Source organism: Streptomyces sp. NPDC046881, from assembly GCF_040645015.1.
Lineage (GTDB): Bacteria > Actinomycetota > Actinomycetes > Streptomycetales > Streptomycetaceae > Streptomyces.
Map to the genome: position 1 here is coordinate 1 of NZ_JBEYXJ010000164.1, position 13,756 is coordinate 13,756.

Annotated in this window: 18 protein-coding genes; 13 read left to right on the forward strand and 5 right to left on the reverse strand. The window is 72.1% G+C overall.

The window, feature by feature from the left end:
• Positions 1 to 171: 171 nt before the first annotated feature.
• Entirely contained in the window at positions 172 to 639 is a 468-nt protein-coding gene (locus ABZ923_RS38900) for an RDD family protein (protein ID WP_030340977.1), read from the reverse strand.
• A 210-nt stretch (positions 640 to 849) separates the two neighbouring features.
• On the opposite strand from ABZ923_RS38900, the gene glnA reads away from it, so the two are divergent.
• Positions 850 to 2,259: a type I glutamate--ammonia ligase gene (glnA, locus tag ABZ923_RS38905; RefSeq protein WP_361482329.1), complete on the forward strand. Its 1,410-nt coding sequence runs from the start codon at positions 850 to 852 to the stop codon at positions 2,257 to 2,259.
• A gap of 73 nt (positions 2,260 to 2,332) precedes the next feature.
• Here the strand turns inward: glnA and ABZ923_RS38910 are convergent, their stop codons facing one another.
• Complete coding sequence (locus ABZ923_RS38910) at positions 2,333 to 2,923, reverse strand: isochorismatase family protein (RefSeq protein WP_361482332.1); 591 nt, start codon at positions 2,921 to 2,923, stop codon at positions 2,333 to 2,335.
• A gap of 117 nt (positions 2,924 to 3,040) precedes the next feature.
• Between ABZ923_RS38910 and ABZ923_RS38915 the strand changes: the two genes are divergently transcribed.
• The 4 genes from ABZ923_RS38915 to ABZ923_RS38930 all read left to right on the forward strand — a co-directional run bounded on the left by ABZ923_RS38915 (position 3,041) and on the right by ABZ923_RS38930 (position 6,006).
• Positions 3,041 to 4,030, forward strand: a complete 990-nt coding sequence (locus ABZ923_RS38915) for a DJ-1/PfpI family protein (protein ID WP_361482335.1) — start codon at positions 3,041 to 3,043, stop codon at positions 4,028 to 4,030.
• 99 nt (positions 4,031 to 4,129) lie between these two features.
• A complete protein-coding gene (locus ABZ923_RS38920) occupies positions 4,130 to 4,384 on the forward strand; it encodes a hypothetical protein (RefSeq protein ID WP_361482338.1) in 255 nt (84 codons plus the stop codon).
• Positions 4,385 to 4,498: 114 nt separating this feature from the next.
• Positions 4,499 to 5,419, forward strand: coding sequence for a zinc metalloprotease HtpX (gene htpX / locus ABZ923_RS38925; protein ID WP_361482341.1), 921 nt, complete (start codon positions 4,499 to 4,501; stop codon positions 5,417 to 5,419).
• A 2-nt stretch (positions 5,420 to 5,421) separates the two neighbouring features.
• Positions 5,422 to 6,006 carry a hypothetical protein gene (locus tag ABZ923_RS38930; RefSeq protein ID WP_361482344.1) on the forward strand — a complete coding sequence of 195 codons (585 nt, stop codon included), beginning with the start codon at positions 5,422 to 5,424 and terminating at the stop codon, positions 6,004 to 6,006.
• A gap of 19 nt (positions 6,007 to 6,025) precedes the next feature.
• Here ABZ923_RS38930 and ABZ923_RS38935 read toward each other — a convergent pair whose 3' ends face one another.
• Positions 6,026 to 6,301, reverse strand: a complete 276-nt coding sequence (locus tag ABZ923_RS38935; RefSeq protein ID WP_361482347.1) for a hypothetical protein — start codon at positions 6,299 to 6,301, stop codon at positions 6,026 to 6,028.
• Between the two features lie 145 nt (positions 6,302 to 6,446).
• Here ABZ923_RS38935 and ABZ923_RS38940 point away from each other — a divergent pair, with 145 nt between their 5' ends.
• The 3 genes from ABZ923_RS38940 to ABZ923_RS38950 are packed head-to-tail and all read left to right on the forward strand — an operon-like array spanning position 6,447 to position 8,451.
• Positions 6,447 to 6,935 (forward strand): alpha/beta fold hydrolase, encoded by a 489-nt coding sequence (locus tag ABZ923_RS38940; protein ID WP_361482350.1) that lies wholly within the window; start codon positions 6,447 to 6,449, stop codon positions 6,933 to 6,935.
• Positions 6,872 to 7,273, forward strand: coding sequence for a hypothetical protein (locus ABZ923_RS38945; RefSeq protein WP_361482353.1), 402 nt, complete (start codon positions 6,872 to 6,874; stop codon positions 7,271 to 7,273). Before ABZ923_RS38940 ends, ABZ923_RS38945 begins: the two co-directional genes overlap by 64 nt.
• On the forward strand, positions 7,270 to 8,451 hold the full coding sequence (locus tag ABZ923_RS38950; protein ID WP_361482356.1) for a winged helix DNA-binding domain-containing protein: 1,182 nt from the start codon (positions 7,270 to 7,272) through the stop codon (positions 8,449 to 8,451). The genes ABZ923_RS38945 and ABZ923_RS38950 overlap by 4 nt, the downstream gene beginning before the upstream one ends.
• Positions 8,452 to 8,506: 55 nt before the next feature.
• Here ABZ923_RS38950 and ABZ923_RS38955 read toward each other — a convergent pair whose 3' ends face one another.
• Complete coding sequence (locus tag ABZ923_RS38955) at positions 8,507 to 8,821, reverse strand: hypothetical protein (RefSeq protein ID WP_361482359.1); 315 nt, start codon at positions 8,819 to 8,821, stop codon at positions 8,507 to 8,509.
• Positions 8,822 to 9,040: 219 nt separating this feature from the next.
• Here ABZ923_RS38955 and ABZ923_RS38960 point away from each other — a divergent pair, with 219 nt between their 5' ends.
• Positions 9,041 to 9,409 (forward strand): ArsC/Spx/MgsR family protein, encoded by a 369-nt coding sequence (locus tag ABZ923_RS38960; protein WP_361482362.1) that lies wholly within the window; start codon positions 9,041 to 9,043, stop codon positions 9,407 to 9,409.
• Positions 9,410 to 9,528: 119 nt separating this feature from the next.
• The gene (locus tag ABZ923_RS38965; RefSeq protein ID WP_361482365.1) at positions 9,529 to 10,254 is read left to right on the forward strand and encodes a hypothetical protein; all 726 of its coding nucleotides are present in this window, start codon (positions 9,529 to 9,531) and stop codon (positions 10,252 to 10,254) included.
• A gap of 3 nt (positions 10,255 to 10,257) precedes the next feature.
• Here ABZ923_RS38965 and ABZ923_RS38970 read toward each other — a convergent pair whose 3' ends face one another.
• Positions 10,258 to 11,112 (reverse strand): alpha/beta fold hydrolase, encoded by an 855-nt coding sequence (locus ABZ923_RS38970; RefSeq protein ID WP_361482369.1) that lies wholly within the window; start codon positions 11,110 to 11,112, stop codon positions 10,258 to 10,260.
• A gap of 68 nt (positions 11,113 to 11,180) precedes the next feature.
• Between ABZ923_RS38970 and ABZ923_RS38975 the strand changes: the two genes are divergently transcribed.
• The 3 genes from ABZ923_RS38975 (at position 11,181) to glnII (ending at position 13,717) form a co-directional block, all read left to right on the forward strand.
• A complete protein-coding gene (locus ABZ923_RS38975) occupies positions 11,181 to 11,654 on the forward strand; it encodes a MarR family transcriptional regulator (RefSeq protein WP_361482372.1) in 474 nt (157 codons plus the stop codon).
• 177 nt (positions 11,655 to 11,831) lie between these two features.
• The gene (locus tag ABZ923_RS38980; protein ID WP_361482375.1) at positions 11,832 to 12,395 is read left to right on the forward strand and encodes a hypothetical protein; all 564 of its coding nucleotides are present in this window, start codon (positions 11,832 to 11,834) and stop codon (positions 12,393 to 12,395) included.
• Positions 12,396 to 12,685: 290 nt separating this feature from the next.
• Positions 12,686 to 13,717 (forward strand): glutamine synthetase, encoded by a 1,032-nt coding sequence (gene glnII / locus ABZ923_RS38985; RefSeq protein ID WP_361482378.1) that lies wholly within the window; start codon positions 12,686 to 12,688, stop codon positions 13,715 to 13,717.
• The last annotated feature ends 39 nt before the right edge of the window (positions 13,718 to 13,756 follow it).

Genomic DNA, 13,756 nt, shown 5'->3' on the forward strand with positions numbered 1-13,756 from the left:
GGGGCGGGGGGGGGGGGGGCGGGGGGGGGGCGGGGGCCGCGCCCTGGGGCGAGCCCGGGGGGGCGGGGGGCCCCGGGGGGCTCACCGGGGTCCGGGGCTCACCGGGGTCCGGGGCTCACCGGGATCCGGGGTTCACCGGGGTTAGCCGGGATCCGGGGGTCCGTGCCCCGGTCAGATCCGTACCTCGACCGTCTTCGCCAGCCGGTCGTGCAGGCCGCGGCCGTCGCGGTCCCAGACCAGGGCGGGGATCGCGAGGCAGAGCAGGACCGTGCGCACCAGGGAGCGCCCCGGGCTGACCGTGCCGGTCTCCAGGGCCACGACCCGGATGCCGAAGAGGCGCTTGCCCGGGGTGAAGCCGACCGTGCCGACGGTCAGGGCGCTCAGGACGAAGAAGACGCCGAGCGCCCAGTTGCTCGTAGCCGGCCCATAGCCGTGGGTGATCAGGCCGTATGCGATCAGGACGCACAGCGCCCAGTCCACCGCGAGGGCGCCGAGCCGCCTGCCGGGCCGTGCGATCGAGTTCGGTCCGTGCTCCGGGAGACCGAGCTGCTCGCCCCGGTACCCGAAGTCGGCACCCGCCTCTTCCATGGCCGCGCGCGGCCCGGAGAGCCACGATCCGATTGCCTGCCTGTTGTCCACCCGTCCACGGTACTGCGCCCGGTTTCGGGCACTACGCACAGGGGTGTGTCGGGGCTACCGTGGACAGGTGGCCGGTTAACTTCTGCGAAACAAACGGGTCACGCCCGAGAAATCACCCGTCCCTAGGGTCGAGACCAGCGTGTGCCACCGCACTGGCCGCACGAACGATCTACCACCCCGGCGAGGACGGTCGGGAGTAGGAGGAGCTGGATGTTCCAGAACGCCGACGAGGCCAAGAAGTTCATCGCGGACGAGGACGTCAAGTTCGTCGACGTCCGCTTCTGCGACCTGCCGGGCGTCATGCAGCACTTCACGGTGCCCGTTGAGGCGTTCGACCCGGACGAGGAGCTGGCCTTCGACGGATCGTCGATCCGCGGATTCCAGGCCATCCACGAGTCCGACATGGCTCTGCGTGCCGACCTGTCCACCGCGCGGGTCGACCCGTTCCGCCGGGACAAGACCCTCAACATCAACTTCTTCATCCACGACCCGATCACGGGCGAGCAGTACTCCCGTGACCCGCGGAACGTGGCCAAGAAGGCGGAGGCGTACCTGGCGTCGACGGGTATCGCCGACACCGCGTACTTCGGTCCCGAGGCCGAGTTCTACGTCTTCGACAGCGTGCGCTTCGCCACCTCGGCGAACGAGTCCTTCTACCACATCGACTCCGAGGCGGGCGCCTGGAACACCGGCGCCGTCGAGAACAACCGTGGGTACAAGGTCCGCTACAAGGGCGGCTACTTCCCGGTCGCCCCGGTCGACCACTTCGCCGACCTGCGCGCCGAGATCTCCCTGGAGCTGGAGCGGTCCGGCCTGAAGGTCGAGCGCCAGCACCACGAGGTGGGCACCGCCGGCCAGGCCGAGATCAACTACAAGTTCAACACCCTGCTCGCCGCCGCCGACGACCTGCAGCTCTTCAAGTACATCGTGAAGAACGTCGCCTGGCGCAACGGCAAGACCGCGACCTTCATGCCGAAGCCGATCTTCGGTGACAACGGCTCGGGCATGCACGTGCACCAGTCGCTGTGGAGCAACGGCGACCCGCTGTTCTACGACGAGGCCGGTTACGCGGGCCTGTCGGACACCGCCCGCTACTACATCGGCGGCATCCTCAAGCACGCCCCGTCGCTGCTGGCCTTCACCAACCCGACGGTGAACTCGTACCACCGTCTGGTGCCGGGCTTCGAGGCGCCGATCAACCTGGTGTACTCGCAGCGCAACCGCTCCGCCGCGATGCGTATCCCGATCACGGGCTCCAACCCGAAGGCCAAGCGCGTCGAGTTCCGCGCGCCCGACTCCTCCGGCAACCCGTACCTGGCCTTCTCGGCCCTGCTCCTCGCGGGCCTGGACGGCATCAAGAACAAGATCGAGCCGGCCGAGCCGATCGACAAGGACCTGTACGAGCTGGCTCCCGAGGAGCACGCGAACGTCGCCCAGGTCCCGACCTCGCTCAACGCCGTCCTCGACGCGCTGGAGGCCGACCACGAGTTCCTCCTCCAGGGCGACGTGTTCACGTCCGACCTGATCGAGACGTGGATCGACTTCAAGCGCACCAACGAGATCGCCCCGCTCCAGCTGCGCCCGCACCCGCACGAGTTCGAGCTGTACTTCGACGTGTGACAGACCCGCCCAGGCGCCGACCGAGGCCCCGCCGTTTCCCCCGGGAGCGGCGGGGTCTCGGCGTTCGCGGGGGTCAGGTCAGTGCGGACGCCGACGGTACGACCACGCCGTAGAGGTCGGTGACGGTGGCGAGGGCGCTGTGGTGGAGCTGGGACGCGGGGACCTCGGCGAGCGGTGTGCGCAGGGGGCGGGTCGCGCAGGCGTCGGCGACCACGGTGGGGCGGTTGCCGCGCAGGAAGGCGCCCTGGGCGGTGAACAGGACGCACATGTGGGTCATGAAGCCGGCGATCACGACGTCCTGGTGGCCGGCGGCGTCCACGTGCTCGGCGAGGTCGGTGCCGTGGAACCCGTCGGGGGCGGTCTTGACGACGACGGGTTCGCCGTCGAGGGGGGCGACGCGGGGGTGGATGCGGCCGATCTCGGCGCGGATGTCGTACGGGGTGCCCTCGCCGCCGTCGTTGACGACGTGGACGATCCGCGCGCCCGCGGTCCGGGCCCTGGCGAGCAGGCCGGCCGCGGCGTCGAGGGCGGCCTGCCAGCCGTCCAGCTCCATCACGCCGCGCGTGTAGGTGTTCTGGTAGTCGACCAGGATCAGCGTGGAGCCGGCGAGCGAGGCCGGGGTCTGGTCGAAGCCGTTCAGGTCGCGCAGGGTCGTGGTGGGCACGGCAGCCCTTTCTCGGGTGGTGGTGTGGGTACGGCGACCACGCTAGGAGCCGCCGCCGATGACGGCAATGTCAGGTAACTTGCAGATCCGGACATCGACAGAGGGGTGCGGGAGAGTATGAGCGGGGTACGGCGGTTCGTCGTGATCATGCTGTTCGACGGCGTCGACCTGCTGGACGTCACCGGCCCGCCGGAGGTGTTCGCGCTGCTCCGGCGGGAGACCGGAGGCGAGAGCGGGTACGAGGTGGTGCTGGCCGCCGAGACCATGGAGCCGGTCACGACCGCCGCCGGGGTGCGGGTGCTGCCCGACCTCACCTTCGCGGAGGTGTCCGGGCGCGCCATCGACACGCTGCTGGTGCCGGGCTCGGTCGAGGTCGACGAGGAGCGCCGGGTGCACGCCCTCGCCGATCCCGGCGTCGTCGACCGGGTGCGTACGCTCGCCGCCCGCAGCCGGCGCGTCGCCTCCGTCTGCGTGGGCGCGCACCTGCTCGCCGCCGCCGGTCTGCTGGACGGCAGGCGGGCCACCACCCACTGGTCGACCGCCGGGCAGCTCGCCGCCGAGCATCCCTCGGTCGAGGTCGACGCCGACCCGATCTTCATCCGGGACGGCGGGGTGTGGACCGGCGCGGGCATCACCGCCTGCCTGGACCTGTCCCTCGCGCTCGTCGCCGAGGACTTCGGGGAGGCCGTCGCCCTGCGGGTCGCCCGTCAGCTGGTCATGTACCTGAAGCGGCCGGGCGGGCAGAGCCAGTTCAGCGTGCCCGTGGAGCCCGTCTCGACCACCCGGCGCATGGCCGAGCTGCGCCACTTCGTCGCCGAGCACCTCACCGGGCCGCTGACCGTCGCCGACCTCGCCCGGCACGCCCATGTCAGCGAGCGCCAGCTGGCCCGCGTCTTCAAGACGGAACTCGGCATGACCCCGGCCGCCTATCTGGAGGCGGCCCGCGTCGAGGCCGCCCGCAACCGGCTGGAGACCACGGACGACACCCTCGACCGGGTCGCGACCGCGTGCGGTTTCGGTACGACCGACACCCTGATCCGGGCGTTCCGCCGCAAGCTCGACACCACGCCCACCGAGTACCGCACCCGTTTCCGCCGTTCCGGCTGACCGGGACCCGACCCCGTGCAACCTTTCGCGCTTCTCAAACTTCCTATTGTCGGGGGATCATCCCTCCGGATCGGGTCGGACGAGAGAGGTTGAACGGGGATGCCGGAACAGGACGACTGGGACCACGAGTTCGATCACAGGTGGGCGAACTCGGCCGAGCACAAGGAGCCCTCCGCCCGGGCCCGCATGCTCGCCGCCCGCTGGAAGGAGAACCCTCCGAACCCCACCCCCTTCCGCGCCGACCCGGACCCGGCCCCCCGCCGCTCGTCCTGGGTCTCGACCGCGGTGGTCCTCGGCTGCGTGGCGGTGGTCATCGTCCTGCTGGGGTACGCGCAGATGCGCTCGCCGTACTGACGCACGGCGGCCCGGCGCCTTTGCCGCTCCTGGGGCCGTTCCGGACCGCTTCATGGCAATTCCCGGGTGCACACTGGACACCGGGGCGAGTGCCTGACTGCGGGGTGATGCGAGATGCGGAGCCGTTTCCGGAGTGATCGGCGGCTGGCCGTGCGTATGGGGCTGACGATGTTCCTGCTCGGGCTGCTGTACGTGGGGTTCGTCGCCGCGCTGATCGTGCTGCTGAGGTCCTGGGTGCTCGTCGCCGTCCTGATCGGGGCGATGTTCGTGGCGCAGTTCTGGTTCTCGGACCGGATCGCGATGTTCGCGATGCGCGGGCGGGTCGTGGAGCGGGAGGAGTATCCCGAGCTGCATGCCGTGGTGGACCGGCTGTGCGCGATCGCCGACCTGCCCAAGCCGGTGGTCGCCGTGTCCGCGATGGACATGCCGAACGCGTTCGCGACCGGGCGCAGCGCCGATCACGCGGTGGTCTGCGTGACGACCGGGCTGCTGCGCCGGCTGGAGCCGGCGGAGCTGGAGGGCGTGCTGGCGCACGAGCTGTCGCACGTGCGGCACAAGGACGTCGCCGTGATCACGATCGCGTCGTTCCTGGGGGTCGTCGCGGGTCTGGTCGTACGGTTCGCGTTCTACTCGCAGGTCTTCGGCGGCGGCCGCCGGGACCAGAACACCGCCGCCGTGTTCGCCGCCGTGCTCGGCGTCTCCGCGGCCGTGTACGCGATCAGCTTCCTGCTGATCCGTGCGCTGTCGCGGTACCGGGAGCTGGCGGCCGACCGTGCGGCGGCGCTGCTGACCGGCCGGCCCTCGGCGCTGGCGGCGGCGCTCACCAAGGTCTCCGGGGAGATCGCGCGGATCCCGACGAAGGACCTGCGGACGGCGCAGGCGTTCAACGCGTTCTACTTCACCCCGGCGACCGGCCGGGAGCCCGGCATCGAGCGGTTCTTCTCCACGCACCCGAGCCTGGAGCAGCGGCTGGAGCAGCTGGGCCGGATCTCGGCGGAGCTGGGCGAGGCCGCCACCCCGGGGAAGGCGGGCTGACCGTGGGGCTGCTGGACATCCTGCTGGGCCGTTCGAAACCGGCCGCGCCCGATCTGGACCAGCTGTTCGCGCTGCCGTCGGCGGCCGTGACGCTGGAGGCGGCGGCCGGTTTCACGCCGACCGGGGACGGGGCGGTGTGCTTCGCCACGGTCGAGGGGGCGGCCTTCGAGCAGATGCACCGGGAGGTGCAGGCGCTGCTGGACGCGGACACCGACCGCACCGGCCCGCCGGTGGAACTGCGCCGCGACGGCTACGGCTACTCCTGGCTGGTGTCCCGGCGTTCCCCCGGCCGGCTGCCCGAGCTGGTCAACGACCTGCACGCGGTGAACACCTCGCTGGAGGTCAACGGCTTCGGCCCGCAACTGCTGTGCTCCCTGGCCGGGTTCACCGACGGGGCGGGCCGCAGGCTGGCGCTCGTCTACCTCTACAAGCGCGGCACCTTCTACCCGTTCGCCCCGCTGCCCGGTGCCGCCGAGCGGCGGGACACCGCGCTGGAGCTGCAGCTGAGGGCGGTGCTCGGCGGCGACCTGCGGATCGAGCCGGACCTGGGCCGCTGGTTCCCGGTGTGGGGCGCCCCCGGCCTGTGACGGCCGGCGACGCCCCCGCTCACTTCGTGCTGGTGCCCCGCTCCTGCCGCCGGGCCTCGTAGGGCCGCTCACGGCGGTAGCGGCGCTCCCACCTGGCCTGCCGGTCCCGGCGCTCCCGGTACGCCCGGTAGCTGTCGGGCGGGGCACCGGAGCCGGCGGGCGGGGCCGTACCGGGCGAGCCGCGTCCGTGTGTCGCGTACAGGTACAGCAGGGCGACGGCGGCGAGCCACCAGAGATGGTTTCCGATTCCGAGGATCACCAGGACGACGGTCCCGGTCGCGAGGATTCCACGCATGACGGACCTCCGCGGGGGGTGAGCCGAAGGGACGGGAGAGGCGGAGAGTGTCTGTTTCGCCGCCGTTTGTTCAGAGTAGGGAGGGCGTGACGGCCGCTGCACCCCGTTTTCCGGGTGCGGCGACGGCCGTGAGTGAAGGGCCCGCATGGACGAACTCACCGCTTTCAGCTACCCGTACGACGGCGAACGGCTCAGCGGAGTGAGCGCGGGCCCGCCCGGCCGGGCCACGGCGGTCCTGCTGCACGGCGCGGGCAACGGCAGCAAGGAGCGGCTGCTGCCGTTCGTCACCGACTTCGCCGACCGGGGCTGCCGCGCCCTGGCATTCGACTTCTCCGGCCACGGCGAGAGCACGGGCGCGCTCGCGAAACTGAGCCTGCGCCGGCGGTTCGAGCTGGCGGTGGCGGTGCTCGACGCGCACGCACCGGCCGGCGATCCGCTGGTGCTGGTCGGCTTCAGCGGTGGGGGTCCCCCCGCGCGAGCGAAGCAGAGCGTGGGGGAGGGCAGACCGTGGCGGATCTGGTACGGCACTACGGGCGCCGGGTGGCGGCGGTGGGCCTGTGCGCTCCCGCCGTGTACACGCCCGAGGCCTGGGAGGTCCCGTTCGGCACCGGCGAGGGCCGCTTCTCCGCGCTGATCCGCACCCCGGGCAGCTGGCGGCACTCCCCCGCCCTGGAGGCGTTCCGCTCGTACACGGGCCGGGCGGTGCTGACGGTCCCGGGCAGCGACACGGTCATCCCGCCGGCGGTGACGGCGGCCGTCCAGGAGGCGCTGTCGGCCGGCAGCCGGTTCACCCGCTTCGAACTCCCCGAGGCCGACCACTTCCTGGGCCTGTGGTTCCGCGACCACGCCGAGGACCGCAAGGCGTTCGTGACGGCGCTGCTGGACGGGCGGCCCCGGGCGCACGGCCCCGGTTGTCAGTGGCATCGGCGACCATGGCGGCACGGGATCGTGAGCCAGGGGAGGCCGGCATGACGCGGGAACGGCGGCACATCGGCGGTGCGGAGCGGCGGGCCCGGCTGGCCCTGCGGCACCGCCTTGCGGGTACGGCACGGGCGGCGACCCCCGAGGAGGTCGCGGCCTCCCTGGTGGCCCTGCACGGCTCCGACCCGGCGACGGTGCACCTGGCGGTGGCCGCCCGGCTGGCCGACCCCGCCAAGGCGGTCGAGCAGACGGAGCGGGCGCTGTACGAGGACCGCACGCTGGTGCGGATGCACGGCATGCGGCACACGGTGTTCGTCTTCCCGGCCGGGCTGACGGCCGTCGTGCACGCCTCGACGGGCCTGGCGGTGGCCGCCCGGGAGCGGGCGAACCTGCTGCGGGACATGGCGGCCGCCGGTGCCCCGGACACGGCCTGGCTGGCGGAGGTCGAGGAGGCCACGCTCGCCGCGCTGGCCCGGCGCGGCCAGGCGACGGCGGCGGAGCTGGCGGCGGACGAACCGCGGCTGCGCGAGCAGTTCGTCTACGCGGCCGGGAAGCGGTACGAGGGCGTCCACACGGTGTCGACCCGGCTGCTGCGGGTGCTGGGCGTGGAGGGCAAGGTGGTCCGGGGCCGGCCGCTCGGCTCCTGGACGTCCGGCCGGTTCCGCTGGGCGCCGGCGCCGGCGCATCCCGAGCTGGACGTGGCCGGGGCCCAGGCCGACCTGCTGGACCGCTGGCTGCGGGCGTGCGGGCCGGCGACCGAGGCGGACCTGAAGTGGTGGACCGGGTGGCGGGTCACCGAGGTCCGCCGCGCGCTGGCCGCGATCGGCGCCGAGGAGGTCACGTTGGACGAGGGCACGGGGTACGTCGCCGACGGCGACACGGCGCCGGTGGCGGCCCCGCAGGAGCCGTGGGCGGCCCTGCTGCCCGCGCTCGACCCGACGGCCATGGGCTGGCAGCAGCGCGACTGGTACCTGGACCCGGCGCTGCGCCCCCTGCTCTTCGACCGCAGCGGCAACGTGGGCCCGACGGTGTGGTGGAACGGGCGGGTGGTGGGCGGCTGGGCGCAGCGCGCGGACGGCGAGATCGTGTGGCGGATCCCCGAGGCGGGCGTCCGCCGCGAGGCCGCGGGCGCGGTAGCGGCGGAGTCCGTGCGGCTGCAGGGGCTGCTCGGCGCCACCCGGGTCACCCCGCGCTTCCGTACGCCGCTGGAGCGGGAGTTGACGGCATGACGGCCGGGTGCCGGGTGCCCCGCACCGGCGCGGGGCACCCGGCATCGCGGGCGGCTCAGCGCGAGTAACGCATCAGCGTCCGCACCATGTGGCACGTGGTGTCCGACGGGGGGCGCATACCGATCCGCTCGGCCGTGCTGCGGATCGTCTCGTTCCGGGCCTGGTCCGGCAGGTAGACGCCCAGGTCGAGCAGGGCTATGGCGAGGCGCATGGCCTTCAGGCGCCGGTTGTGCGTGACGTACCACTCGCGCGGCCGCCCGGCCGGCAGCGGTCGCTTCGCCACGGGCTCGTAGGGCGAGTCGAACAGCACGGCGTGCTGGGCGGTGGACTGGGTCGGCAACGGCTTGGACTTCAGGGCGGCAGCGGGCACAGGCATCCTCCTGTCGCGGTCAGGCAGCCCCCGGGGGCTCCGGTGACTTCCTCGAACACTGCTTCCAGTGTACCGGCGGGCACTGACAATCGGGGGTCGAGGAGAGGAGGCAAAGCCGCAGGTGGAGCCGGAAATTGAGCCGCCGTCACGGGTGGGGGTGACGGGACTGCCGAGGTGTCGCAAAATCGAACAGAGCCGTCGCCGAGTACCGTGTCCCGCATGGAGATCTGGATCAACCCGGCCTGTTCCAAGTGCCGGAGCGCGCTCAGCCTGCTCGACGCGGAGCAGGCCGACTACACCGTCCGCCGCTACCTGGAGGACGTGCCCGGCGAGGACGAGATCAGGGACGTGCTGGAGCGGCTGAACCTGGAGCCGTGGGACATCACCCGCACCCAGGAGACGGAAGCCAAGGAGCTGGGGCTCAAGGAGTGGCCGCGGGACGAGAGCGCGCGGGACCGGTGGATCACCGCGCTCGCCGAGCACCCCAAGCTCATCCAGCGCCCGATCATCACCGCGGACGACGGAACGGCGCTGGTGGCACGCACCGAGGAGGCCGTGCGGGAGGCCCTGTCCCACAACAGGAGCTGAGGGCGGCTCAACTCCACTGTGACGCAGGTTACTCAGGTCACGGCGACAACCGCTGAGTAACCTCGTTCGGTATCTCGTACATAGCGGCGTACGCTCCCCTACCTCTTCAGGAGGCGCGGATGTCGCGCAGGAGAACTCTCGGTACGAAGAAGAAGATCGCGCTGCTGGTCAGCGCCGCGGCAGTGGCGGGCGGCGGGGCCTTCGCACTGGCGTCCACCTCGAACGCCGCACAGAGCCCGCAAGACGCCAAGACGCTGTCCGCCGGGGACTCCAACGTATGCCAGGGGCTGGCCACGGCCCTCGGCAACAACGAGAAGTTCATCGCGGACCAGAAGGCGAAACCGGACGCGCAGTCGGCGGCCCGGATCGCCAACCGCGAGGCGGTCATCAAGCAGATCGAGGTCCAGCAGAAGGCGGCCGGCTGCACCGTTGGGGAGTCGGCTCAGGACTCCCAGGCGGCGCAGGGCGGCGAGGCCCAGCAGGGCGCCGATCAGCAGGCGGGTGCCGACCAGCAGGCGGGCGGCGCCCAGGAGTCCGCGCAGCCCTCGCAGTCGGCCGCCGCGGGAGACAACGGCGCCGGCGCCGGCGCGGCCTCGGGCCAGCAGGTGTGCAACGGCTCCACGGTGACCCTCTCCGGCGAGGGCGGCGCCCCGGCCGCGTCCAGCAACCAGTTCCCGGCGGGCACCACCCTGAAGGTCACCAACCTGGACAACAACAAGTCCACCACGGTGAAGGTGACGTCCGTCTCCGGCAGTTGCGTCCTGCTCAACAACGCGGCGTTCGAACAGGTCCGGGAACCGGGCAAGTTCCTCATCCGCCGCGCCGTGATCGAGAAGGTGGGGTGAGGATCAGGGAGCTGACAGGAAAGCGGTGAGGTGGCGGATCAGGGCCGGCGAGGCCGACTGCGGCAGCGCATGGTGGGAGACGTCCGGCAGCACGGCCGTCTCGGCGAGCGGCAGCAGCTCACCGGCCCGCGCCACCACCTCCCGAGGGTCATGGGTCCTGCTGTTCGCGGCCACGAGCAGCAGGACCGGCACCTCGAGGGCGCGCAGCGCGTCCGGCGCCGGGCGTGGATCGGTCACCGGCTTGGCGGCCGGGAAGCCGGCGGCGGCCTCCTGGAGGGCCAGCCAGTCGGGATCGAGCGCCGCTCCCCCGGTCTCCCACTCCAGGAAGGCGCGGACCCGGCGGGGTACGGGCCGCAGCAGCATCGGCAGCGCGTGCAGCAGGTACGCCGTCTTGAACCCGGCGAAGCACTGGGTCGGGTCCAGGAGGAACAGACGGCGCACCCGGGCGGGCGCGCGCAGCGCGTGGTGCAGGGCGATCCAGCCGCCGTAGGAGTGGCCGCCGACGTCGGTCGCGGTGACGCCGAGGCCGTCCAGGACGGCGTCCAGCCAGTCGGCCAGGTCGGCGACCGTACGGGGGTGGCGGTCGCCGGCCCGGCTCAGCCCGGGCGCGCCGGGCAGGTCCACGGCGTACACGCGGCGCGTCCGCGCCAGGTCGGCGGCCTGCGCGTACCAGGAGGCGGAGGTCGCCCCGCCGCCGCCCGGCAGCAGGAGCAGCGGTGGTGCGTCGCGCGGGTCGCAGACGTTGACGTGGGCCTCGCCGAACGGCGTGGCGACCGACAGCGCCTCGCGGTCGGCCGGCCACTTCGCCATGACCTTGTCGTACGCGACCCGGTACGCCGCACTGTCGTGTCCGGACATGGCGCCACCCCCTATCATCTCGCTCAGCAAGATATTCGCCGAGCGAGATGATAGCCGGGAGGCTCCTCGTGTCCACCCCGCCCGCCCCGTCCGGCCCCGCCCCGGAGCCCGAGCTGGAGATCGTCCACCTGCTGCGCGCCGTCGCCGTCGAACTCGGCCTGCACAGCGCCCGGTTCGCGCACCGCAACGGCATGCACGCCACGGACGTCCGCGCCCTGATCGCGCTCATGGACGCGCGGCGTGCGGGCGAGGAGACGAGCGCCGGGCGGCTCGGCGGCGCGCTCGGGCTCAACTCGGCGGGTACGACCGCGCTCGTCGACCGGCTGGAGCGGGCCGGGCTGGTGCGCCGGGTGCGCGGACGGCAGGACCGGCGCCGGGTCGTGGTGGAGGTGGAGGACCGCGCGGTGGACCTCGGCTGGGCCTTCTTCGGGCCGCTGATCGAGCGGTCGGTGGAGCTGCTGCGCGGCTACGACGACCACCAGCTGACGGCGATCCGGGACTTCCTCACCGGCGTACGGGAGGCCGCCGCCGGAGCGGAGTGAGCCGCCCCGGCCCGGGGACCGGTGAGCTCGCGTGTTCAGGTGTCGCGCATGCGCAGCCGAGCCCGGACGGGGCTCGCGCCGACTGATCTGCGCGAGCCCGGCGGCACCCGGCAGTCCGCCGGCCGGCGAGGGCATGATGGGCGGCGGCAGGTCTCAGGTGTCTCCGGAGGGGCGACCATGGCGTTCAAGACCAAAGTCGCCGAACGGGACGAGTGGTCCTATGCGCCGGCTGTCGGCGTCGGACCGCTCCGGTTCGGTATGACCGTCGACGAAGTGGTCGAGGCGGCCGAGACGTTCGGCCGGACGAAGGTCGGCGATTGTGCGCGGGACCACCCGATCTTCACGCCGACTCGTAAGGTCGAAGTCCACCGTCGGGGTGTGGCTCCTTCACCGCCTGCCGTCACGGCCTATGTGAGCCGAGCCGTGGGGCTGTTCTGCATCGCTGCCGACGCCGTGCACGGACCTCAGGTCGCGTATGACGGACTCCTGCTGGTCGGGAGAGACATGTCGGAGCTGGAGAGCGACGCAATCGCGTATGCCGAGGCGATGGGCGTGCAGTTTCGCTACACGCCCGAGGGCTACGCAGGACCGGATGATCCCGGGATCGTGATGCGCGGCCAACCAGTCGGGCAGGTCCTCCGATCGCGTCCGTTGTTCATGGTGACGCGCGACGGCGCGCATACCGAATGGGACTCGATGCCCTCCGAGGAGTACCGCGTCAACGGCCATTCCACGGCCTGAGTACGTACGGGAAACTCACGGCTGCGGCGGGCCTCGCCGGCGCCGTCGGCCGGGCGGTGGGCGCGCATCTGCTCCGGTGCCGTTCGTGCTGTTGGCCCGCCTGCTCCGCGTCTGGAACTGCTGAGGGTGACCCCGGCCACAGCAAGCCCAGGTAACACGGGGTTCACATAAGAGCAATGGACGGGAAACGGCCTGTTGACAGGCTGCCCGGCAGTTCGAGCGGCGCCCCAGTGCCGCAGCGCCGCAGCACCCGCAAGTGCGCCCGACCCACCCCTAAAGGATGTGGCCCCGTGACCTTCAAGGCTGAGTACATCTGGATCGACGGCACCGCGCCGACGGCCAAGCTGCGTTCCAAGACGAAGATCATCACGGGTGCTCCGGCCGGTCTCGACGCGCTGCCGATCTGGGGCTTCGACGGGTCGTCCACCAACCAGGCCGAGGGGCACTCCTCGGACCGTGTGCTCAAGCCGGTCTTCACCTGCCCGGACCCGATCCGCGGCGGCGACGACATCCTGGTGCTGTGCGAGGTCCTCGACATCGACATGACCCCGCACCGGTCCAACACGCGGGCCGCGCTGGCCGAGGTCGCCGAGCGGTTCGCCGCGCAGGAGCCGATCTTCGGCATCGAGCAGGAGTACACCTTCTTCGACGGCTCCCGTCCGCTCGGCTTCCCCGAGAACGGCTTCCCGGCCCCGCAGGGCGGCTACTACTGCGGTGTCGGCGCCGACGAGATCTTCGGCCGGGAGGTCGTCGAGGCCCACCTGGACAACTGCCTGAAGGCCGGTCTCGGCATCTCCGGCATCAACGCCGAGGTCATGCCGGGCCAGTGGGAGTTCCAGGTCGGCCCGCTCGCCCCGCTGGAGGTCTCCGACCAGCTGTGGGTGGCCCGCTGGCTGCTGTACCGCACCGCCGAGGACTTCGGCGTCTCCGCGACCCTGGACCCGAAGCCGGTCAAGGGCGACTGGAACGGCGCGGGCGCGCACACCAACTTCTCCACCAAGGCGATGCGCGAGGGCTACGACGCCATCATCACGGCGTGCGAGTCGCTCGGCGAGGGCTCCAAGCCGCTGGACCACGTGAAGAACTACGGTGCCGGCATCGACGAGCGCCTGACGGGTCTGCACGAGACCGCCCCCTGGGACAAGTTCTCCTACGGCGTCTCCGACCGCGGTGCCTCGGTCCGCATCCCGTGGCAGGTCGAGAAGGACGGCAAGGGCTACATCGAGGACCGCCGCCCGAACGCCAACGTCGACCCGTACGTGGTGACCCGCCTGCTGGTGGACACCTGCTGCGCCGCGCTGGAGAAGGCCGGCCAGGTCTGATCCACCCCCGCTGCACCGAGGGGCGCCCGCTGTCACAGC